The organism is Hyphomicrobiales bacterium (genome assembly GCA_030688605.1).
Lineage (GTDB): Bacteria > Pseudomonadota > Alphaproteobacteria > Rhizobiales > NORP267 > JAUYJB01.
The window spans coordinates 1-19946 of the sequence record JAUYJB010000059.1 but is presented as its reverse complement, the minus strand read 5'-3'; the positions used below and the strand labels follow the sequence as shown (position 1 = coordinate 19946).

Below are 19946 nucleotides of genomic sequence, written 5' to 3'. Positions count from 1 at the left end.
CGGGCACGCGCCGTTCCTCCCGCCGCCCTTGGGGGCGCGAGGGTATGAGGGGAGGCGGGGCGATTCGGCACCGCGATCTAATTTTTTTAGCGGCGCGTCAACGCCCCGCCAGCGGTGTTTTTCCGTTCATCCGTTCGCGTCTTCCTTACAGCTCTCAGGCGCTGGGGTCGTAGTACCCCAGGGTCGAACGGAGACGCCCGGGCCCGGAGATACCGTTGGTCTCCGACGCGGGCACCGCGCCCTTCCTACATGAGGCAGTCGGTCTGCAGCACGTACCCATTGCGGAAGGGATGCGACCGAGTCTAAGAGCGGGTTTCGGAGCGGGGATAAGTTTTCGGGCCGAATGGCGGAAAACCGCGAAAAAACGGTTCCGGATTCCGAACTCGCGGTTAACCGCGGATTAACGGGACAGCGGACTCGGGATCGGGGGAGAGAATCGCGGTAACCCGCTCCCCGGTGGGGAGAGATAATTCCGGTCCATCCTTCGGCAGACCGCTCTAGCGGTTCTCCCATTTCGGCGGGCGCTTTTCGATGAACGCGGCGAAGCCCTCCTCCGCGTCGCGCAGCAAGAGGTTGCGGACCATCGTCTTGGCGGTGAAATCGTAGGCGGTGTCGCGGTCGAGCTCGAGCTGGCGGTAAAAGGCCTCTTTGCCGAGCGCGACGACGGCGGCCGACTTGGCGGCGATGGTCGCGGCAAGCTCGCCTGCGGCGGCCGGCAATTGCGGATCGGCGACGACGCGGTTGACGAGGCCCGAAGCCGCGGCCTCCGCGGCCGACATCAGCCGGCCGGTGGCGAGGAGCTCGAAGGTCTTCTTGGCGCCGATGTTGCGGCTCAGCGCGACCATCGGCGTCGAGCAGAAAAAGCCGACATCGACGCCGTTGACCCCGAAGCGGGCGCTGGCCGCGGCGACCGCGAGGTCGCACGAGGCAACAAGCTGGCAGCCGGACGCCGTGGCGACGCCCTGGACCGCGGCGATGACCGGTTGGGGTAGGGCGATGATGGCCTGCATCAGGCGGGCGCATTGGGCAAACAGCGCCTCGTAGAAGCCGACGCCCCGGTCGGCGTCGGCGCGCCGCGCCTGCAGCTCCTTCAGATCGTGGCCGCCGCAAAACCCCTTGCCCTCGGCGCGCAGGACCACGGTGGAGACGGCGCGGTCGCGGCCGATCTCGTCGAAGGCGGCCTCAAGCGCCGCCATCATGCCGGCCGACAGGGCGTTGTAGCTCGCCGGCCGGTCGAGGGTCAGCGTGGCGATGCCGCCCTCATCCTCGCGCAGGAGGAATGGCGCCTCTTTCGCCGGGGCGGCCGTCGCGGTCTTGCGCACCGATCTTCTCTCCCGCGGACTCCGGAACCGGCCTATTGGCCAAGCACTCCGTCGAGCTCGTTCTCATATTGGTTGACCAGGGCGACATTTTCCGGAGGAGGCTGAAACCGTGCCAGCGCCGCCCGCTGGCTTTCGAGCGCGGCGATCGCAAAGCTGCGCTGCTGCGGGCCGATGGTCGCATCGGCGTTTATTTCGGCGATGGCATCGTCGATCCCCTTGAGCGGGTCGTCGCCGCCCTCGTCCCAGCCATGGGCCAGGGTGATCGAATAGGCGATGCTGAGCCAGTGGCCCATATCGGTGAAGCCATGGGCGCTGAGGAGCGCGTTCATTTGCGCGAGCGCCGCCTGCGAGGCCTGCAACGCGGCGAAGGCCGTGGCCGGGTTGCTGGCCAGGCCGCCCGGATCGACCGGGCTGCCATACCGGTCGCCGAGCGCCGTCAACTGCGGATAGCAGGCGATGAAATTCTCGATGTCCTGGGCGGTCAGCAGCACCTGGTTCGGTCCCGGCGAATACACGCCGGGCATTGCCGGCATGCCGGGCATACCGGGCATCGGCGCCTGAGCGCGGGCGCCGCCCCAGGGAAGAGCCGCGGAAAGAAGCCCCAAACAAACGGCCAGGAACGCGCCGGCCGCAAGGCGGAAGGAACGGCTCATCGCAAACATCCTCCGAACGTTACGCGTCGATCACGGACCGGCCCGCAGCGCCTCGCCAATCTTTCCGTGGTATTTGCCGACCAGACGGAGATTGGCAGGCGGTGGGGCGTGCCGCGCCGACCGCGCCGTCATGTCGGCCTTGATCTCGTCGATCAGGTCCGAAAGCTCCTGGGCGGAAGGGCTGCTGGTGCCCCGCACCGCGAAGACGATGGGGGCGAGCTGAACGGCAAGGCCCAACCGCATCGTCTCGTCCTCGCGCGCCCAATAGGCCAGCATGACCGAACCGCCGACGCTGAGCCATTCATCGAGCGTGTCGAACCCGTTCTCGGCAAGCACCGAGGCGACGGCGGGCTCCGGCGCCTGCGACCGCTCGACGAGCCTCGCATAGGGCACCAGCGGGTCGTCGGGATTGATCTCGCCCATCCGCAGGTCGCGCGCAACGCCCGGGCCGAGCCGGTGCATCGCCGCCAGCGAGGCCACGAAACGCGCGACTTGGTCCTCGCCGAGCAGCAGTCCGTCGCCGGAATCCGTGCCGTCGGTAGCGGCGAGCGCCGGTGCCGCGCCGTCTTCCGCGTAGGCGGGGGACGGGCCGAACGCTGTAAAGGCGCATAGGGCAAGCCCGACGCATGCCGTCCAAGCAGCGCGCGCATCCGCGCCGCAAAAGCTTTTAAGACTCATCGACTCGATTTCCTCAGGCCCGGTGACGCTCCAGGAACACGCATGACGGGGCGGAACGACGATGTCCGCCGCGCGCGGTCCGCGCGACGCGGGGCCACACCGCCGGCGGGCGGCGAGTCTCCGCGAATTCGCGACCGCGGTGCCACTTTTATAGGCTTCCGGCCGGCGTCCTGTCGAGAGCCGGGCCCCTGACGATCTGTAACAAGGTTGCAACAAAGGTAAATTCTCGACACCTCCACGAAACCGATTGCGGATTAAAGCGTTTTGCGCCCAACAGCTTGTTCAGCTTCGACAGTTCTGGAGACATGCAAATGCGCACAGATACGCGAATCCTTGGCCTTGCGGCGGCACTGTCGCTCGCCGGAACCGGCCTTGCCACGGCGGCCGACATCTACCAGCCGCCGCCGGCACCGGAGCCGCAAATCCCGGCGGAGGCCGCGCCGCCGCCGCCATTCTCGTGGGCGGGCCTCTACGCCGGGGTGCATGGCGGCTATGGCTGGGGCGAAGCAAACACCACCTTTGTCCCCGACATCGAACTCGATGGCGGCTTTGCCGGCGGCCAGATCGGCTTTAACTGGGCCCGTTCCAACCTCGTCCTCGGCATCGAGGGCGACATTTCCTGGAGCGGCATCGACGGCGCCATCGGCGCGCCGGCCGTATCGCACGAGATCGACTGGTTCGGCACCGTCCGCGGGCGGGCCGGATTGGCGATCGGCCGCACCTTGCCCTACGTGACCGGTGGCATCGCCTTCGCCGAGGCAAGCCGGACCGCGGGTGGCGTTGCCACCAGCGCCCGGCACACCGGCTATGTCGCCGGCGCCGGCATCGAGCGCGCCGTGACCGACAGGGTCTCGGCCAAACTCGAATACCAGTATCTCGATTTCGGCGATAAGGCCTATGTCGGGCCGGACGAGCCCGATCTGTCGGCGCATACGGTGAGGTTCGGCATCAACGCCCATTTCTAGGGGCGGGCGCCCGACCGGCCGCAAAGCGGCGCGAAGCGTAGCGCGGCGCACCCGGCGGGTTTTGCGTGGCGCGATTGGGGTAATATATTACCTCCCTGCAACAGATTGAAAATTCTGATATTTTCATGGACCGCGTGACGAAATGGGACTTGACCCGCGGGCGCGGCTCGGCTATTGGCAGCGTTTATCGAGGCGCGGGCCTGATGGCCGCGAAGCCTATCCGACAGGTCGGGAGTTGACGATGAAAACCTTTTCGGCAAAGCCGGCGGAGGTCGAGAAGAAATGGGTGCTGATCGACGCCGAGGATCTGGTCGTCGGCCGGCTCGCGGCGCTCATCGCCACGCGGCTGCGCGGCAAGCACCTTGCAAGCTACACGCCGCACGTCGACTGCGGCGATAATGTCGTCGTCGTCAACGCCGAGAAGGTGGCGCTGACCGGCAACAAGCGCCAGGACAAGGTCTATTACTGGCACACCGGCTATCCCGGCGGCATCAAGGAGCGCCGGGCGCAGCAGATCCTCGACGGCCGGCACCCGGAGCGGGTGCTGATGAAGGCGGTCGAGCGGATGCTGCCGGAAGGGCCGCTGGCGCGCAGGCAGCTCAAGAATCTGCGCGTCTATGCGGGGGCCGAGCACCCGCACGCGGCCCAGCAGCCCGAAACCCTCGACATAGCGGCCCTTAACGGCAAGAACCGGAGGCAGTGATGGCGGAGCAGGAGATCCAGTCGCTCGAGCAGCTCGGCGAGGCGATGGGAACGACCGAGGCGCCGACCGCGCCGGTCTACGAGCAGGAGCTCGACGCCCATGGCCGCGCCTATGCGACCGGCAAGCGCAAGGACGCGATCGCGCGGGTGTGGCTGAAGCCGGGGCCGGGAAAGATCATGGTCAACGGCAAGGACCACGGCGAATATTTCGCCCGGCCGGTGCTGCGCATGGTGCTCGAGCAGCCGCTGGTCGCGGCCGGCCGCAAGGGCCAGTACGACATCGTCTGCACGGTCTCGGGCGGCGGCCTTTCGGGCCAGGCCGGCGCCGTGCGCCACGGCCTTTCCAAGGCCCTGACCCGCTACGAGCCGGAGCTGCGCGCCGTGCTCAAGAAGGGCGGGTTCCTGACCCGCGACCCACGCGTCGTCGAGCGCAAGAAGTACGGCCGCCGCAAGGCCCGCCGCAGCTTCCAGTTCTCCAAGCGGTAGGGCGGAGTGAGGAAAGATGGGAACCGGTTTTCCGCCCGCATCCGGCTCTATCTTATTAGAGTCGATCACGTTTTATGATTTTTGATCGATTCGATCCAAAATCATCGTGATCTAGGCCGCATCGGCATTCGTTTGCGATAGGCCGGTCGGGCTCAGCTTGGCCGGCCTTGCGGCGTCTGGCCGCTTTTTCTTCTTGAGCCGTTCTGATACCACTCGCCGCCATGAGGACTGCGCCGTGAGCGACAAGACCCATCCGAAACCCACGGACAACGCCTTTCTGGGCAGGAGCCTGAAGGGCGGCTCGAAGGAGCCGACCTTTTCAGGCGCGCTGTCCTTCATGCGCCGGCGCTACACGCGCGCGCTCGAAGGCGTCGACGTCGCGGTCTGGGGCATTCCGTTCGATGCCGCGACTTCGAACCGGCCGGGCGCGCGCTTCGGGCCGCAGGCGATCAGGCGCGCCTCGGCGATCCTCGAAGGCGACCCGCAGTATCCCTTCCACGCCGACCCGTTCGAAAAGCTGGCGGTCGTCGATTACGGCGACTGTTCGTTCGACTATGGGCGGCAAGGGGAAATCCCGGCCTGCATCGAGGCGCAGGCGCGGGAGATTCTGGAAAAGGGCGTTGGGCTCGTCTCGCTCGGCGGCGACCATTTCGTCACCGGACCGCTCCTGAAGGCGCACGCGGGCCTGCACGGGCCGCTGGCGCTGGTCCAGTTCGATGCCCATCAGGACACCTGGCCCGACGACGGCGAGCGGATCGACCACGGCACCTTCGTCGCCCGGGCGGTGCGCGACGGCATCATCGACCCGAAGCATTCGATCCAGATCGGCGTGCGCAGCCACGCGCCGGAGAGCTGCGGGCTCGACATCCTCTACGGCTTCGACGTGCACGCCATGAACGCGAAGGAAGTCGCCGCCCGCATCGCCGACCGCGTCGCCGGCAGGAAGGTGTATCTCACCTTCGACATCGACTGCCTGGATCCTGCCTTCGCGCCGGGCACCGGCACGCCGGTCGCGGGCGGCCTATCGTCGGCCCAGGCGCTCGCCATTCTGAGGGCGCTGGGCGAGGTCGATTTCGTCGGCATGGACGTGGTCGAGGTGGCGCCGGCCTACGACCACGCCGACATCACCGCGCTTCTGGCCGCGACCATCGTGCAGTACTATCTCGGCCTCCTCGCCGAGCGGCGCGGATAAGCCCTTCCAGCGAGTTGCTGAAAGACGCCGATTGGGGCTGCCCCAAGCACCTCTTTCCGGTGGGCCGATTTGGCCCATCGAATCGATTCCCTATAACCATGAACCGCTCTAGCCCCCGCGCCGTCATTCCGGCGAAAGCCGGTATCCAGAAAAGCGGGTGCCCAAAGCACCGCCGCTCAATCTGGATCCCGGATCGCGCTCCGGCTCATCGCCTTGGCCTGCACGCCGCCCCGGCCGTCGCTTGTCCGGGATGACGGGGGGACGTATATAGCGGCTTCCATCGCACCCTTTCACCAGCCTGTTAGGAGCGGTTTCATGGCGGCGAAGAAGCGGATCGCGATCCTCGGAGCCTCGGGCTATACGGGCGCCGAGCTGGTGCGCCTGCTGCTTGCCCATCCGCGGGTCGAGATCGCGCGGTTGACCGCCGACCGCAAGGCCGGGCAGGAGATGGCGGACATCTATCCGCAATTTGCCGGCGCCGACCTGCCGCGGCTGGTGGCGCTCGACGGCGTCGATTGGGCCGGCGAGGCGCTCGACCTCGTCTTCTGCGCGCTGCCGCCCGGCACCACCCAGACCGTCATCAAGGCGCTCGTCGCCGCCGCGCCGCAGACCAGGATCGTCGACCTGTCGGCGGATTTCAGGCTCGCCGACGTGCACGCCTATGCGCACTGGTACGGCCACGAGCACCAAGCCCCGGAGCTGCAGAAAGAGGCGGTCTACGGGCTCACCGAAATCTACCGGCGGCAGATCAAGCAGGCGCGGCTCGTCGCCAATCCCGGCTGCTATACGACGACGGCGCAATTGCCGCTGATCCCGCTCCTGAAGGCGCGGGCCATCGAGCCTGCCCGGATCGTCATCGACGCCAAGTCGGGCGTCTCCGGCGCCGGGCGCGCGGTCAAGGAGGCCAATCTGTTCACCGAGGTCTCCGAGGGCATGCACGCCTATGGGGTCGGCCACCACCGGCACATGGCCGAGCTCGACCAGGAGTTCTCGCGCGCCGCCGGAAAGCCGGTGATCGTCACCTTCACGCCGCACCTGGCGCCGATGAACCGCGGCATCCTGGCGACGATCTATGTCGAGACGCGGCGCAAGCGCAGCGCCGAGGACCTGCATGGCCTCCTCGACAAGGCCTATTCGCGCGAGCCGTTCGTGCATGTGCTCCCCTTAGGCCAAGTGCCGCAGACGCGCCATGTGCGCGCGACGAACCACGTGCAGATCGGCGTGGTTCAGGACCGCATCGAGGGCCGGGCGATCATCTGCTCGGTGCTCGACAATCTGACCAAGGGCGCCTCCGGCCAGGCGGTGCAGAACATGAACCTGATGCTCGGGCTTCCCGAGACGACGGCGCTTGAGGCGCGCGCGGTGTTTCCGTGAGGGGCGGCATGAAAATGCGCAGCTTGTTCGCGCGGGCTTGCTTCGCGGCGGCGGTGGTTGCCGGGGCCGCCGGCGCGGCCGACGCGCAACAGGCCGTCGATCTCGAGCTCGTCCTGCTCGCCGATGCGAGCGGATCGATCGACGACGGCGAGATCCGCTTTCAGCGCCAGGGATACGCGGCGGCGATCACCCACCCGCAGGTTCTCTCCGCCATCGCCAGCAACCTGCACCAGCGCATCGCCGTCACCTATGTGGAATGGGGCGACGCCGGCTCGCAGGAGGTCGTCGTCCCGTGGACCATCGTCGGCGGAGCGGAGGACGCTGCGGCGTTCGCGCAGAAGCTCCTCAGCGTCCCGCGCCTTGCCTTCGGCCGCAACGCCATCGGCAGCGCCCTGACAAAAGCCGAGGCCCTGATCGAAACGAATGAGATCGCGGGCGACAGGCGCGTGATCGACCTTTCCGGCGACAGCGCCAACAACTGGAACGGGCCGCCGATCGAGCTTGTCCGCCAGAGGATCATTTCCAAGGGGATCACCATCAACGGGCTCGCGATCCTGTGCCGCGAGGTCGATTGCGGGGGGCGGGCGGCCAATTACGACCTCGAACGGGCGTTTGCCGCCCGCATCATCGGCGGTCCCGGCAGCTTCGTGGTCACGGCGGACTCGAGGACGACCTTCGCCGAGGCCGTGCGGCGGAAGCTGATCCTGGAGATCGCCGGCCGGCGACTTCCCCGCGCCTTCGCGGATGCCGAGTAGGCCCGGCCGATGATCGATCCGCAGACGCTGGGAGTGATGGCGCTTGCCATCGGCGCCGGCGCCTTCGTCAAGGGCGTCACCGGCGCCGGCCTGCCGGTCATCGCCGTGCCGGTTCTCGCCATCTTCTTCGGGGTCCCGAAATCGATCGCCGTGCTGGTCGTGCCGGTGCTGCTGACCAATGCCTGGCAGGCGGTCGAGTATCGCGAGGCGCGCGGCGAGGCCCGGTTCCTGCCGTGGATGCTGGCGGCCGCCGTGCCGGGCATCCTCATCGGGACCTGGCTCCTGGCCGAACTGCCGGAGCGGCAGCTTGCCAGGGGACTCGGCGCCATGGTCGTCTGCTATATCGTGCTGCAACTCCTGCACCCGAGCTTCAGCCTGTCCGGGCCGGTCGGCCGCCGGATGGCGCCTTTCGCCGGCTTCGTCTCCGGCGCGCTGCAGGGCTCGACCGGCATCTCGGCGCCGGCGAGCGTCACCTTCCTGCATTCGCTGCGCCTGACGCGCGAGGCCTATATCTTCTCCTTGTCGTCGCTGTTCTTGATCTTCTCGACGACCCAGATCCCGGCGCTGAGCTATGCCGGGTTCTTGAACCGGCAGGTGTTCCTGGAGGGGCTTCTGGCGATCATCCCGGCCGTCGCCATGTTGCCCGTCGGCGGCTTCGTCGGCCGGCGCATCAGCCGCCAGGTGTTCGACAAGATCGTGCTGGCGATGCTCGCCATCATCGCCGTCAAGCTGCTGTTCGGGAATTAGACCGTGATGGTGTTCGGTCACCGCACGGGTTGCCCTTCCCCCTTGCAAAATTCAAGGGTTAGCCCCCGCTCCGTTCGGCCAACCTCTTGATTTTGCTTTCTCTCCCGCAAGGGGGAGAGGGGTTTTACATGGACCCTTATTGGGGCCAGCGGGCCAGGGCGGCCGCCGGGTAGCGGCCGCCGGCGGCGATGCCGGGCGGGTAGGCGGCATCGAGCCGCGCCACGTCCTCGGGCGAAAGCTCGATCTCGATCGCGCCGATATTCTCCTCAAGATGTCGGCGCGTCTTGCTGCCGGGGAAGGGGACGATCGGCCCGTCCTTGGCCAGCACCTAGCCCGGATTTCTCACACCCTCACGAGGCGTCATCGCCCTCGGGCGGCGCCGGTCCGGCAGGAGAAGTCCGAAAAGCGTAGCCTTTCCTACGGTTGAGGACTTCGACGAACCGGAAGGCCCGCCCGGGGCGACCCGGAGGGCGGGGCGCATTTGCCGACAGGCTGTGTCAAAGCATTTGACCGTAGCCCCACTACGCTCGGCATGCTTTTCCTGACCTGTCGGCAAATTCGCCTCCGTGACGCCCATGACGGTGTGAGAATTCCGGGCTAGGCAATGGCGATCTGCGGCAGGCTCGCGCCCTTTTCCGCGGCGATGTCGCGCGCGGTCTGGCGCAGGGCGAGGTTCCGTTTCAGATTTTCGCCCTTGAAGCGCTCGCGCTCGGGCCGGTCATCGCCCTCCTGCCAGCCGCCGGAGCCGATCGTCTCGGTCAACAGGCCGCGGGAGATCGGCGCATAGCCCATTAGCCCCATGCCGAGCTCCTCGCACAGGGCCACGTGGCGCGCCTCGGCATCGCGCGAGAACAGCGAATATTCCATCTGCAACGAAGCAAGCGGATGAACGGCGGCGGCGCGGCGGACGAAGGTGGGGCCGGCCTCGGAGAGGCCCAGGAAGCGGATTTTGCCGTCCTCCTTGAGCCGGACCATTTCTCCGACGGTGTCCTCGATGGGCACATTCGGATCGGGCCGCGAAGGGCACCAAATGTCGATCATTTCGAAACCGAAACGTTTCAGGCTCTGCTCGCAATCCCGGCGGACCGTCTCCGGGGCGGCGCTGGAGCTCACCAGACGGGCGCCGGCGCGCCGGGTGCCGAACTTGCAGTGGACGATGACATTGTCGCGGCAACCCTTGAGCGCCTTGCCGATCAGCGCCTGGTTGTGGCCGCAGCCGTAACTGACCGACGTGTCGAGGAAGTTGACGCCGAGTTCGACGGCGCGGCGGATGGTGGCGATGGACTCCTTGTCGTCGGCAGGGCCATAGGCGCCCGACATGCTCATGCAGCCAAGCCCGATGGCCGAGACGCGCAAGCCCGTATTGCCGAACGGCCGGTATCTCATGGGCGCCGCCTCAATCCGCCCGGAGGCTCGCCACGGTCGCCGCAAGCGCCGCCTCGTAGGCGGTATGCCTCAATGGGCCGAGCAGGCGCTCGATCTTGGCGCCGTCGAAGCTGATCGGCTTCACATATTCGGGCACCATCGGCATGAAATCGCGCAGCTCCTTTTTGAACGGACTGACGAGCCGCAGCATGAAAGGCCCGGCGGCGCGCACCCTGACGTCGCGCTTCAGCAGGCCCTTGAGGATTGCCGCGATCTCTTTGGCGGAGATGGGCCCCGACCCCGGAATGATCCAGTCCTCGCCATAGGCTTCCTCGTGAACGATAAGGTCGGCGGCGATGCGCATGGCGTCCGGCACGTAAATATGGTCGCGCTTGACGTCGGCCGCCCCGACCCAGTTCATCGGCTTGCCGGCGACCGCGTCCTTAATGGCCGTTTGCAGGAGGCTCACCTCGACATGCGGGCCGAAGAAGTCGGGCAGGTGGATGACCGCCGCGCCGGCGGCGCGCAGAATGTCCTCGGTCTCGCGGCGCAGCCGCGCCCACAGCGGGCCGCCGGAGCGGGCATGCGCTTCCGAAAGCGGCGTCTCGACGATCGGCATGTAGCACCAGTAGCTCGAGACCTGCAGGCATTTGGCGCCGGTCCTTCCGATCGCCGCGGCGAGGTTGCGCGCCGTCCGCGGGTGATCGGCCATCCGGTCGGCGGGAAAGCCGATGCAATCGACGACGAGGTCGCAGCCGTCGATCGCTGCGGCCAAGGCGGCGGGGTCAAGCGCATCGCCGGTGCGCCGTTCGATCCCGGCGCCCGGGAAGGCGGCTTCGAGCCCCTTGGCGCTGCGCGACATGACGCGGGTCGCGATGCCGCGACCGGTTAGTTCCGCGGCCAGCGCCCGCCCCGTCGGGCCGGTCGCGCCGAGCACGGCGACCTTTTCGAATTTCAGGGTTTGGGTCATGCGCGCGTGTTAGCAGCCAAGAAGACACGCGGCAATGCGGGCTGCGGATTTTGCGCCGGCGCGCGCGGCGCCGCGCGTCAGTCCTTGATCTTGACGTAGGAGCCCGGCGCGTCCTCGATCGGCTTGAGCTTGCCGCCGCCGATCTTGCGCGCCGGCACCTTCTTGTCGTGCAGCGCCGTGATCCACTGCTGCCAGTCCGGCCACCAGGAACCAGGGTGCTCGTCGGCCGCCTTCAGCCAGTCGTCGAAGCCGCCCTTGGCCGCTCCGCCCGTCCAGTAGCAATATTTGTCCTGCGACGGCGGGTTGACGACGCCGGCGATATGGCCCGAGCCGGACATCACGTAACGCACCGGGCCGCCGAAGAACTGGCTGCCCAGGAACACCGACTTGGCCGGCGCGATATGATCCTCGCGGGTGGCCAGATTGTAGATCGGCATGCGCACCTTGGAGAGGTCGATCTTGCGTCCGCCGATCACCATCTCGCCCTTGGCGATGGCGTTTTTCAGATAGCACTGGCGCAGATAGTAGCTGTGATTGGCCGCCGGCACGTGGGTCGAATCCGAATTCCAATAGAGAATGTCGAAGGGGAAGGGGACCTCGCCCTTCAGATACGTGTTGACGACGTAAGGCCAGATCAGGTCGTTGGCCCGCAGAAGGTCGAACACGGCGGCCATGCGGCGGCCTTCGAGATAACCCTTTTCCTTCATGTCCTTCTCGAGCGCGGCAAGCTGCTCCTCGTCGACGAACACTTTCAGGTCGCCGGCGTAAGTGAACTCGACCTGGGTGGCGAGGAAGGTGGCGCTGGCGACGCGGTTGTCGCGCTTCGAGGCCATGTAGGCCAACGCGACCGCCAACAGCGTGCCGCCGACGCAATAGCCGACGGCGTTGACCTTCTTCTCGCCGGTCGCCTTCTCGGCCGCGTCGAGGGCGGCGAAAATTCCCTCGCGCATATAGTCTTCGAAAGTCTTGTGGGCGAGGCGCTTGTCGGGGTTGACCCAGGAGATGACGAACACCGTGTGGCCCTCATCGACGCACCATTTGATGAAGCTCTTCTTCGGCGACAGATCGAGAATGTAATATTTGTTGATCCACGGCGGCACGATCACGAGCGGCCGCTTCAGCACCTGCTTGGTGGCCGGAGCATATTGGATGAGCTGAATGAGCTCGTTCTGATAGACGACCTTGCCCGGCGTCACGGCAAGGTTTTCGCCGACCGTGAAGGCGGAAAGATCGGTCTGGCGGATCTTCAGGTCGCCCTTGCCGCTTTCGAGGTCCTCGGCCAGCAATTCCATGCCGCGCACCAGATTGGCGCCGTTGGAGGCCAGCGTCTCGCGCAGGAGCTCCGGATTGGTCAGCACGAAATTCGTCGGCGCCAGCGCGGCGCTGATCTGCTTGACGTAGAATTCGGCCTTTCGCCGCGTGTGCTCGTCGATGTCGTTGGTGCGCTCGACCATGTTCTCGGCCCAGCGCGCGGTCAAAAGATAGGCCTGCTTGACGAAGTCGAAGAACTGGTTTTCCGACCATTCGGGGTGGCTGAACCGCTTGTCGCCGGGGTGCGGCCTGATCGCCGGTTCCGTCTGCTGGCCCATCATCCGCTGCATGGCGCCGGTCCACAGCCCCATATAGCTGTGCCATAGCTCCGCCTGGGCATCGAGCGCGCGTTTCGGGTCCTTCAGCCAGTTTTGGGCGAGAGCCCCCAAGGTGGTGGCGAAGCTGGCCAGGCTGCCAGCGGGTCCCGCGTCGGGAGAGCCGTTCATGCGCGGCGCGGCATAGGACGACATGACCTTGCCGCCCACTTCCATCAGGCGGATCATATTGCGCCCGAACGCCTCCGCGTCGGGAACAAGGTTCTCGGTGCGCTCCTCTTGGTCTTGCTGCGCCATGGTAACTCCGGCAAATGTCGAATTGTGTTAAGTTAGGGTTGGCTACATGGTTTTGACATAATGGAGAGTTATGGCGAAAGCAATGCGGCGTTATGAGCCGGCGTTGCGGAATGCTTAATCGAGGCTTTTTCCGCCGGGACGCGGGACGAAGATGACCAAGATCCTCATGGGTCTGATGTTTCTGGCGCTCGCCGCCGCGGCGGGCTGCTCGACCGCGGACGACCTCACGGCGGAAGGTCCGCTGGCCTATCCCAATCTGAACCAGCAAGCCGTCGCGCGCCCGGAAGGGCTTATGACGCCGCAGCAATCGCAAGCCGAGATCTCGGCCCTCAACAAGGGCGCGGTCGCGCAGGTCGCCGCCGCCAAGCGCGAAATCGAGGCCAGGCAATAGGCACGAAAACCGCCTGGAGACCGCGCCGCAGGCCCCGGCAAAGCTTTGAAATAATCCGTTGTTTCGTCTAGTAAGCACTATGGGCCATCGGCGCGCGAACGCCTTGGATGGAATGCTCTGAGGAGAGGGACTTCCGGTGCCGCACGAGTTTCACCGCGTCAAGCGCCTGCCGCCTTACGTCTTCGAGGAGGTCAACCGCCTCAAGGCGGAGGCCCGCGCCGGCGGCGCGGATATCATCGATTTCGGCATGGGCAACCCCGACCTGCCGACGCCGGACTACATCGTCGAGAAGCTCATCGAGACGGTCAGGAAGCCGCGTACCCACCGCTATTCGGCCTCGCGCGGCATTCCGGGCCTGAGGCGCGCCCAGGCCGCCTATTACGGCCGCCGTTTCGGCGTCAAGCTCGATCCCGAGACCCAGGTCATCGCCACCCTCGGCTCCAAGGAAGGGATCGCCAACATGGCCCAGGCCATGACCGCGCCCGGCGACGTGGTGCTGGTGCCCGACCCGACTTACCCGATCCACCAGTTCGGCTTCCTGCTTTCCGGCGGCGTGATCCGCCATTTGCCGGCCCGGCCGGACGAGGAGTTCATGCGCCGGCTCGACCACGCGATGCGCCACTCGATCCCCAAGCCGATCGCGGTGATGCTCAACTTTCCGTCCAACCCGACCGCCTTCGTCGCCGACCTCGACTTCTACAAGGAAGTGATCGGCTACGCCCGCAAGAAGGACCTGTTCGTGCTATCGGACCTGGCCTATGCGGAGATCTATTTCGACGGCCACCCGCCGCCCTCGGTGCTCGAGGTTCCCGGCGCCATGGATGTGGCGGTCGAGTTCACCTCGCTGTCGAAGACCTTCTCCATGCCCGGCTGGCGCATGGGCTTCGCGGTCGGAAACGCGCGGCTGATCGCGGCGCTGGCGCGGGTCAAGTCCTATCTCGACTATGGCGCGTTCACGCCGATCCAGGTCGCCGCCGCCGCCGCGCTCAACGGGCCGGAGGAGGAGATCGCCAAGATCCGCGAAGTCTACAAGACGCGCCGCGACGCCATGGTCGCGACATTCACGCGGGCCGGCTGGCCGATCCCGGAGCCGGCGGCGACCATGTTCGCCTGGGCGCCGGTGCCTGAGCGGTTCAAGGCGCTCGGCTCGCTCGGCTTTTCCAAGTTGTTGATCGAGAAGGCGGACGTGGCGGTGGCGCCGGGCATCGGCTTCGGCGAATATGGCGAGGGGTTCGTGCGCATCGCGCTTGTGGAAAACGAACAACGCATCCGCCAAGCCGCGCGCAACATTCGGCGTTTTCTTGCATCGGCCGATGAAACATTGCACAACGTGGTCCCAATCACGGCATCGCGGTCGTCCTGACACCGCGACTTTCGGCCTCGCAAGTTTGATCGGCGTCGGGTTTCCCCATGACGGAGCCATTGAAGGTGGGCATTGCCGGGCTCGGCACCGTCGGCGCGGCGGTGGCGGGTCTCTTGCGCGAGCGGGCGGGCGACCTTGCCCAGCGGTGCGGCCGGGAGATCCGGGTTACCGCCGTCTCCGCGCGGCGGCGCGATAACGACCGCGGCGTCGACCTTTCCGACCTGCCGTGGTTCGACGATGCCGCAGCGATGGCGCGCGAGGCCGACATAGATGTGTTCGTCGAGCTGATTGGCGGCGAGGACAGCGTGGCGCTGGCGACGGTGGAGGCGGCGCTGAAAGCCGGCCGCCACGTGGTCACCGCCAACAAGGCGCTGCTCGCCCGCCATGGCGTGGCGCTGGCGCGGGCGGCCGAGGACAAGCACGTGGCGTTGAATTTCGAGGCCGCGGTCGCCGGCGGCATTCCGATCATCAAGGTGCTGCGCGAAAGCCTGGCGGGCAACCGGATCAGCCGCGTCTATGGCATTCTCAACGGCACCTGCAACTATATCCTGACCCGCATGGAGCGGGAGGGGCGCCCGTTCCAGGAAATCCTCGAAGACGCACAGCGCATCGGCTATGCGGAGGCCGATCCCGCCTTCGACATTTCCGGTCACGACAGCGCACACAAACTTGCCATCCTGACCAGCCTTGCGTTCGGCACGCGGATCGACTTCGAATCGATCTATGTCGAGGGCATCGAAAGCATTACGCCGGAGGATCTGCGCGCCGCCGACGAGCTCGGCTACCGGATCAAGCTCCTCGGCGTCGCCATGGCGACCGACACGGGCATCGAGCAGCGGGTGCATCCGACCATGGTGGCGAAGACATCGCCGATCGCCGAGGTCCACGGCGTGACCAACGCAATCGCCATCGACGGCGACTATGTCGGCGAGATCCTGCTGATCGGTCCCGGCGCCGGCGGCAAGGCAACGGCTTCGGCGGTCGTCGCCGACATTTGCGAGATTGCCGTCGGCGTGGTGCTGCCGCCCTTCGCGGTGCCGGCGCGGATGCTGAAGCCCTATAAGCGGGCGCGGATGCGCGCGCATGAGGGCGGGTACTATATCCGCCTGTCCGTGTTCGACCGGCCGGGCGCCTTCGCGGCGATCGCCAAGCGCATGGCCGAGCAGGACATTTCGCTTGAGAGCATCATGCAGAAGGGCGCGCGCGACGGGCTTGCGCAGCAGCCAAGGCCGGTCATTCTGATCACTCATGAGACGACCGAGGCGCAGATCCGCAAGGCGCTTGCCGCCATCAAGACCGACGGGCATATCGAAGGCGATCCGCAGATGATCCGGATCGAGCAGGCCTAACCGGGTTCGACGACTTGAACCGGCGGCGGCCACGGGGAGTGAAGGCCATGAAAAAACCAACGCGAAAAGCTGCTCTGCAACGTGTTCTTACCCTCGAGGTGGTGCGTGTCACGGAACGGGCCGCGGTCGCCGCGGCGCGGCTGCGCGGGCGCGGCGACGAGATAGCCGCCGACCAGGCCGCGGTCGACGCCATGCGGCGCGAACTCAACCGGCTGCCGGTCAGGGGCACCGTGGTGATCGGCGAGGGCGAGCGCGACGAGGCGCCGATGCTCTATATCGGCGAGAAGGTCGGCACCGGCGAGGGGCCGGAGGTTGACATCGCGCTCGACCCGCTGGAAGGCACCACGATCACCGCCAAGGCGCTGCCCAACGCGCTTGCCGTCATCGCCATGGCGGAGAGCGGCAGCCTTCTGCACGCGCCCGACGTCTATATGGACAAGATCGCCATCGGTCCCGGCTATCCGCAGGGACTCGTCGATATCGAGGCCGATCCGGGCGACAATATCAAGAACCTGGCCAAGGCCAAGGGGGTGCCGGTGGCCGAGATCACCGCCTGCATCCTCGACCGGCCGCGTCACGCCAAGGTGATCGAAGCGGTGCGCGCGGCCGGCGCCGCGATCCGCCTCATCGGCGACGGCGACGTTGCCGGCGTCATCCATACGACCGACCCGGCGGAGACCGGCATCGACATCTATATGGGCATTGGCGGGGCGCCGGAAGGCGTGCTGGCGGCAGCCGCGCTGCGCTGCATCGGCGGCCAGATGCAGGGCCGGCTTCTCCTCGACACCAAGGAGAAGCGCGAGCGGGCAGGCCGCATGGGCATCGAGGACCCCGCCCGCATCTATTCCATCGAGGAGATGGCGAGCGGCGACGTGCTGTTCGCCGCCACCGGCGTCACCGACGGCAATATGCTGTCGGGCGTGCGCTTCACCCCCGACGAGATCACGACCGACAGCATTGTCATGCGCTCCTCGACCGGGACGGTGCGGCGCATCCACGCCGAGCACCGCGACTACCTCAAGTTCGAGTCCGCCTAGCGGGCTGCCGAAAAACGGGGTTTGAGCGAGCGAAAGTACCTCTCCCCGGTGGGGAGAGGTCGCACGCCAGAGCGAAGCGACGGCGGGCGGGCGAGGGGGCCTAAGAGTTTCAACAAGTCACGCATGTCCCCCCTCACCCGGTTCCTCTCCCCACAGGGGAAAGGGGATGGAAGGATCGGCTTCCATCGCACTTTTTCAACAGCGTGCTGGAGCGCTCCAGGGTGTGACCGGATATATCGACATCTATTGCGAGCGGACGGAGCCGGGGCTCTGGGCCGAGCCGCTGAATGCGCTGTCCAACCTCGCCTTTTTCATCGCCGCGATGGCGGCGTTCCGGCTGGCGCGGCGGCGCGGCGGGCGGAAATTCGAGAGCGGGCTGCTGATTGTTGTTATCGTTCTCATCGGCACCGGCAGCAGCCTGTTTCATCTTCTGGCCGATCGCTGGGCGCAGCTGGCGGACGTGCTGCCGATCCTTATCTACCAGGCTGCCTTTATCGGCATCTACGCCCTGCGGGTGATGCAATGGAATGCGCCGAGTGCCGCGCTTCTACTGGCCTTTTTCTTCCTCCTCACCTGGCTTTTCGGGCTCGCGCCCCGGGAGTGGCTGAACGGCTCGCTTAGCTACGGTCCCGCATTGCTGTTTCTCGTTGGACTGGGGGCCTATCATTACCGCCAGGACCGGCTGGCGCGCGCGACGCTGTTGCTGGCGGCCGGCGTGTTCGTAATTTCACTGACGTTCCGCTCCATCGATATGCAGATCTGCCCGACGCTGCCGGCCGGCGTGCACTATCTCTGGCACATGCTGAACGCGGTTGTGCTGTTCTTGACCATGCGGGCTCTGCTACTGAACACGGGTGAGGCTGAATTCAGCGATTCGCGCTAGAGCGGGATGAGCGGCGGCGATGCGGTCAACGAGCCCGCAAAGACACTATTCCGATCCGGGCCCGGAAGACAGCTCGGCGTTCTTTCTCGGGGTGCGCCAGTCTGCGACCGGGCGGGCCTGGCGCGACCGCCTGTCGCCGGAGCTCGCGCGCTTGGGCGCGGCCATTGCCCGCCAAAACGAGCTGCCGGAACTGTTGGGGCGCATTCTCGCCGGCCGCGAGGTGACGCCTGAGACCTGCGCGGCGTTTCTCGACCCGACGCTGCGCGAGACGATGCCCGACCCGGCGGGGCTGACCGACATGGAGGCGGCGGCGGAGCGCATCGCCGAAGCGGTCCGCAACGGCGAGCAAATCGCGGTCTTCGGCGATTACGATGTCGACGGCGCAACCTCGGCGGCGCTTCTGGCGCGCTTCCTGCGGGCGGTCGGCAGCGACGCCGAGGTCTATATCCCCGACCGCATCTTCGAGGGTTACGGCCCCAGTGTCGAAGCGCTGCGGACGCTGCAGCAACGCGGGGCCAAGCTCCTCGTCTGTGTCGATTGCGGCAGCGCCAGCCACGCGGCGCTCGATTGGGCCGCGGCCAACGATCTCGACGTGATCGTCTTCGACCATCACCAGGTCGGTGGTGCGCCGCCGCCGGCCCTGGCGCTGGTCAATCCCAACCGCCAGGACGATCTCAGCGGCTGTGGGGGGCTGGCCGCGGTCGGGGTAACGTATCTCGCCGTCGTCGCGGTCAACCGGGTGCTGCGCTCCGCGGGCTGGTACGAGCAAGGGCGCGCCGAGCCCGACCTCCTTGCCTGGCTCGACCTCGTCGCGCTCGGCACGGTGTGCGACGTGGTGCCGCTCACCGGGCTTAACCGCGCCTTCGTCGTCAAGGGCCTCCTGGCGCTGCGCCGCGGCGCGAATCCGGGCCTTGCGGCGCTCGCCGAGCTGGCGGGCGGAGCGAGGCTGCCCGATACCCAGAGTCTCGGCTTCATCCTCGGCCCGCGCATCAACGCCGGCGGGCGGATCGGCCGCGCCGATCTCGGCGCGCAGCTTTTGGCGACAGAGGATCGGGAAGAAGCGCGCGAAATCGCCGTAACGCTCGACCGGCTCAATTCGGAGCGCCAGGAGATCGAGCGGCGGATCGTCCACGAGGCCATGGCCGAAGCCGAAGCGGGCCTCGGCAACCGCTCCCAGGACCCCGTCGTGCTGGTCACAGGCGAAGGCTGGCATCCGGGCGTGGTCGGGCTGGTGGCGACGCGCCTCAAGGACCGCTTCCGCCGCCCTGCGCTGGCCATCGCCTTCGACGAGAGCGGCCCAGGGACAGGCATCGGGACCGGCTCGGCGCGCTCGATCCCCGGCGTCGATCTCGGCGGTGTGGTGCGCGAGGCGCTTTCAGCCGGCCTGATCGTCAAGGGCGGCGGCCACGCCATGGCCGCCGGGCTGACGCTCGAGCGCGAAAATCTTCCGGCGCTGCGCGCGTTCCTGCACGAGAAATTGTCGGCGCCGGTGCTCGGCGCCCACGAGATCGACTGGCTGAGGATCGACGGGGCGATGACGGCGGCCGGCGCCGGGCCGGATTTTCTTAAGACCCTCGACCGCGCCGGGCCTTACGGGTGCGCCAACCCGGAGCCGTGCTTCGCCTTTCCGGGCCACAGGATAGCCTATGCCAAGATCGTCGGCCGCGGCCATGTGCGCTGCACGCTGCAAGCCGCCGACGGCAGCCGGATCGAGGCCATCGCGTTTCGCGCCGCAGGCCAACCCCTTGGCGATTTTCTGCTCGCCGAACGCCGGGCGCTGGCCCATGTCGCCGGCCATTTGCGGCTGTCGCATTGGAATGGGCGGACGCGG

General features: G+C 66.9%; 20 protein-coding genes. 13 read left to right on the top strand and 7 right to left on the bottom strand.

Features of this window, described 5'->3' with window-relative positions:
• Nucleotides 1-497: 497 nt before the first annotated feature.
• From Q8P46_06750 to Q8P46_06740, 3 genes are read right to left on the bottom strand one after another with little or no spacing between them, the layout of a single operon-like run.
• Nucleotides 498-1322 (bottom strand): enoyl-CoA hydratase, encoded by an 825-nt coding sequence (locus Q8P46_06750; protein ID MDP2619862.1) that lies wholly within the window; start codon nucleotides 1320-1322, stop codon nucleotides 498-500.
• A 32-nt stretch (nucleotides 1323-1354) separates the two neighbouring features.
• Nucleotides 1355-1975 carry a hypothetical protein gene (locus Q8P46_06745; GenBank protein MDP2619861.1) on the bottom strand — a complete coding sequence of 207 codons (621 nt, stop codon included), beginning with the start codon at nucleotides 1973-1975 and terminating at the stop codon, nucleotides 1355-1357.
• Between the two features lie 30 nt (nucleotides 1976-2005).
• Complete coding sequence (locus Q8P46_06740) at nucleotides 2006-2653, bottom strand: hypothetical protein (GenBank protein ID MDP2619860.1); 648 nt, start codon at nucleotides 2651-2653, stop codon at nucleotides 2006-2008.
• Nucleotides 2654-2964: 311 nt separating this feature from the next.
• On the opposite strand from Q8P46_06740, the gene Q8P46_06735 reads away from it, so the two are divergent.
• From Q8P46_06735 to Q8P46_06705, 7 genes are all read left to right on the top strand, one after another.
• Entirely contained in the window at nucleotides 2965-3618 is a 654-nt protein-coding gene (locus tag Q8P46_06735; GenBank protein MDP2619859.1) for a porin family protein, read from the top strand.
• A gap of 241 nt (nucleotides 3619-3859) precedes the next feature.
• Nucleotides 3860-4321: a 50S ribosomal protein L13 gene (rplM, locus tag Q8P46_06730; protein MDP2619858.1), complete on the top strand. Its 462-nt coding sequence runs from the start codon at nucleotides 3860-3862 to the stop codon at nucleotides 4319-4321.
• The gene (gene rpsI / locus Q8P46_06725; protein ID MDP2619857.1) at nucleotides 4321-4806 is read left to right on the top strand and encodes a 30S ribosomal protein S9; all 486 of its coding nucleotides are present in this window, start codon (nucleotides 4321-4323) and stop codon (nucleotides 4804-4806) included. Before rplM ends, rpsI begins: the two co-directional genes overlap by 1 nt.
• 235 nt (nucleotides 4807-5041) lie before the next feature.
• Nucleotides 5042-5998, top strand: coding sequence for an agmatinase (speB, locus tag Q8P46_06720; GenBank protein ID MDP2619856.1), 957 nt, complete (start codon nucleotides 5042-5044; stop codon nucleotides 5996-5998).
• 315 nt (nucleotides 5999-6313) lie between these two features.
• On the top strand, nucleotides 6314-7372 hold the full coding sequence (gene argC, locus Q8P46_06715; GenBank protein ID MDP2619855.1) for an N-acetyl-gamma-glutamyl-phosphate reductase: 1059 nt from the start codon (nucleotides 6314-6316) through the stop codon (nucleotides 7370-7372).
• A gap of 14 nt (nucleotides 7373-7386) precedes the next feature.
• Nucleotides 7387-8127: a DUF1194 domain-containing protein gene (locus Q8P46_06710; protein ID MDP2619854.1), complete on the top strand. Its 741-nt coding sequence runs from the start codon at nucleotides 7387-7389 to the stop codon at nucleotides 8125-8127.
• Between the two features lie 9 nt (nucleotides 8128-8136).
• Complete coding sequence (locus tag Q8P46_06705; GenBank protein MDP2619853.1) at nucleotides 8137-8874, top strand: sulfite exporter TauE/SafE family protein; 738 nt, start codon at nucleotides 8137-8139, stop codon at nucleotides 8872-8874.
• A gap of 136 nt (nucleotides 8875-9010) precedes the next feature.
• On the opposite strand, the gene Q8P46_06700 is transcribed toward Q8P46_06705, so the two are convergent.
• From Q8P46_06700 to phaC, 4 genes are all read right to left on the bottom strand, one after another.
• The gene (locus Q8P46_06700) at nucleotides 9011-9202 is read right to left on the bottom strand and encodes an aldo/keto reductase (GenBank protein MDP2619852.1); all 192 of its coding nucleotides are present in this window, start codon (nucleotides 9200-9202) and stop codon (nucleotides 9011-9013) included.
• Nucleotides 9203-9471: 269 nt separating this feature from the next.
• Nucleotides 9472-10260, bottom strand: a complete 789-nt coding sequence (locus Q8P46_06695) for an aldo/keto reductase (protein MDP2619851.1) — start codon at nucleotides 10258-10260, stop codon at nucleotides 9472-9474.
• 10 nt (nucleotides 10261-10270) lie between these two features.
• Nucleotides 10271-11209: an NAD(P)H-binding protein gene (locus Q8P46_06690; protein MDP2619850.1), complete on the bottom strand. Its 939-nt coding sequence runs from the start codon at nucleotides 11207-11209 to the stop codon at nucleotides 10271-10273.
• Between the two features lie 77 nt (nucleotides 11210-11286).
• Nucleotides 11287-13092: a class I poly(R)-hydroxyalkanoic acid synthase gene (phaC, locus tag Q8P46_06685; protein ID MDP2619849.1), complete on the bottom strand. Its 1806-nt coding sequence runs from the start codon at nucleotides 13090-13092 to the stop codon at nucleotides 11287-11289.
• A 151-nt stretch (nucleotides 13093-13243) separates the two neighbouring features.
• On the opposite strand from phaC, the gene Q8P46_06680 reads away from it, so the two are divergent.
• The 6 genes from Q8P46_06680 to recJ all read left to right on the top strand — a co-directional run.
• Nucleotides 13244-13483: a hypothetical protein gene (locus tag Q8P46_06680; GenBank protein MDP2619848.1), complete on the top strand. Its 240-nt coding sequence runs from the start codon at nucleotides 13244-13246 to the stop codon at nucleotides 13481-13483.
• A 136-nt stretch (nucleotides 13484-13619) separates the two neighbouring features.
• Entirely contained in the window at nucleotides 13620-14846 is a 1227-nt protein-coding gene (locus Q8P46_06675; protein MDP2619847.1) for an LL-diaminopimelate aminotransferase, read from the top strand.
• 47 nt (nucleotides 14847-14893) lie between these two features.
• The gene (locus Q8P46_06670) at nucleotides 14894-16195 is read left to right on the top strand and encodes a homoserine dehydrogenase (GenBank protein ID MDP2619846.1); all 1302 of its coding nucleotides are present in this window, start codon (nucleotides 14894-14896) and stop codon (nucleotides 16193-16195) included.
• A gap of 47 nt (nucleotides 16196-16242) precedes the next feature.
• Nucleotides 16243-17232 (top strand): class II fructose-bisphosphatase, encoded by a 990-nt coding sequence (gene glpX, locus Q8P46_06665; protein ID MDP2619845.1) that lies wholly within the window; start codon nucleotides 16243-16245, stop codon nucleotides 17230-17232.
• 166 nt (nucleotides 17233-17398) lie between these two features.
• The gene (locus Q8P46_06660; GenBank protein ID MDP2619844.1) at nucleotides 17399-18115 is read left to right on the top strand and encodes a ceramidase domain-containing protein; all 717 of its coding nucleotides are present in this window, start codon (nucleotides 17399-17401) and stop codon (nucleotides 18113-18115) included.
• Between the two features lie 19 nt (nucleotides 18116-18134).
• Nucleotides 18135-19946 (top strand): single-stranded-DNA-specific exonuclease RecJ (gene recJ / locus Q8P46_06655; protein MDP2619843.1); only part of this gene is annotated, 1812 nt, incomplete at its 3' end.

Bases quoted from the DNA above. Each gene is read 5' to 3' on its own strand.
- Q8P46_06745 (MDP2619861.1), bottom strand. From the start codon at position 1,975: ATGAGCCGTTCCTTCCGCCTTGCGGCCGGCGCGTTCCTGGCCGTTTGT.
- Q8P46_06740 (MDP2619860.1), bottom strand. From the start codon at position 2,653: ATGAGTCTTAAAAGCTTTTGCGGCGCGGATGCGCGCGCTGCTTGGACG.
- Q8P46_06735 (MDP2619859.1), top strand. From the start codon at position 2,965: ATGCGCACAGATACGCGAATCCTTGGCCTTGCGGCGGCACTGTCGCTC.
- rplM (MDP2619858.1), top strand. From the start codon at position 3,860: ATGAAAACCTTTTCGGCAAAGCCGGCGGAGGTCGAGAAGAAATGGGTG.
- rpsI (MDP2619857.1), top strand. From the start codon at position 4,321: ATGGCGGAGCAGGAGATCCAGTCGCTCGAGCAGCTCGGCGAGGCGATG.
- argC (MDP2619855.1), top strand. From the start codon at position 6,314: ATGGCGGCGAAGAAGCGGATCGCGATCCTCGGAGCCTCGGGCTATACG.
- Q8P46_06710 (MDP2619854.1), top strand. From the start codon at position 7,387: ATGCGCAGCTTGTTCGCGCGGGCTTGCTTCGCGGCGGCGGTGGTTGCC.
- Q8P46_06705 (MDP2619853.1), top strand. From the start codon at position 8,137: ATGATCGATCCGCAGACGCTGGGAGTGATGGCGCTTGCCATCGGCGCC.
- Q8P46_06695 (MDP2619851.1), bottom strand. From the start codon at position 10,260: ATGAGATACCGGCCGTTCGGCAATACGGGCTTGCGCGTCTCGGCCATC.
- Q8P46_06690 (MDP2619850.1), bottom strand. From the start codon at position 11,209: ATGACCCAAACCCTGAAATTCGAAAAGGTCGCCGTGCTCGGCGCGACC.
- phaC (MDP2619849.1), bottom strand. From the start codon at position 13,092: ATGGCGCAGCAAGACCAAGAGGAGCGCACCGAGAACCTTGTTCCCGAC.
- Q8P46_06680 (MDP2619848.1), top strand. From the start codon at position 13,244: ATGACCAAGATCCTCATGGGTCTGATGTTTCTGGCGCTCGCCGCCGCG.
- Q8P46_06670 (MDP2619846.1), top strand. From the start codon at position 14,894: ATGACGGAGCCATTGAAGGTGGGCATTGCCGGGCTCGGCACCGTCGGC.
- glpX (MDP2619845.1), top strand. From the start codon at position 16,243: ATGAAAAAACCAACGCGAAAAGCTGCTCTGCAACGTGTTCTTACCCTC.
- Q8P46_06660 (MDP2619844.1), top strand. From the start codon at position 17,399: ATGGAAGGATCGGCTTCCATCGCACTTTTTCAACAGCGTGCTGGAGCG.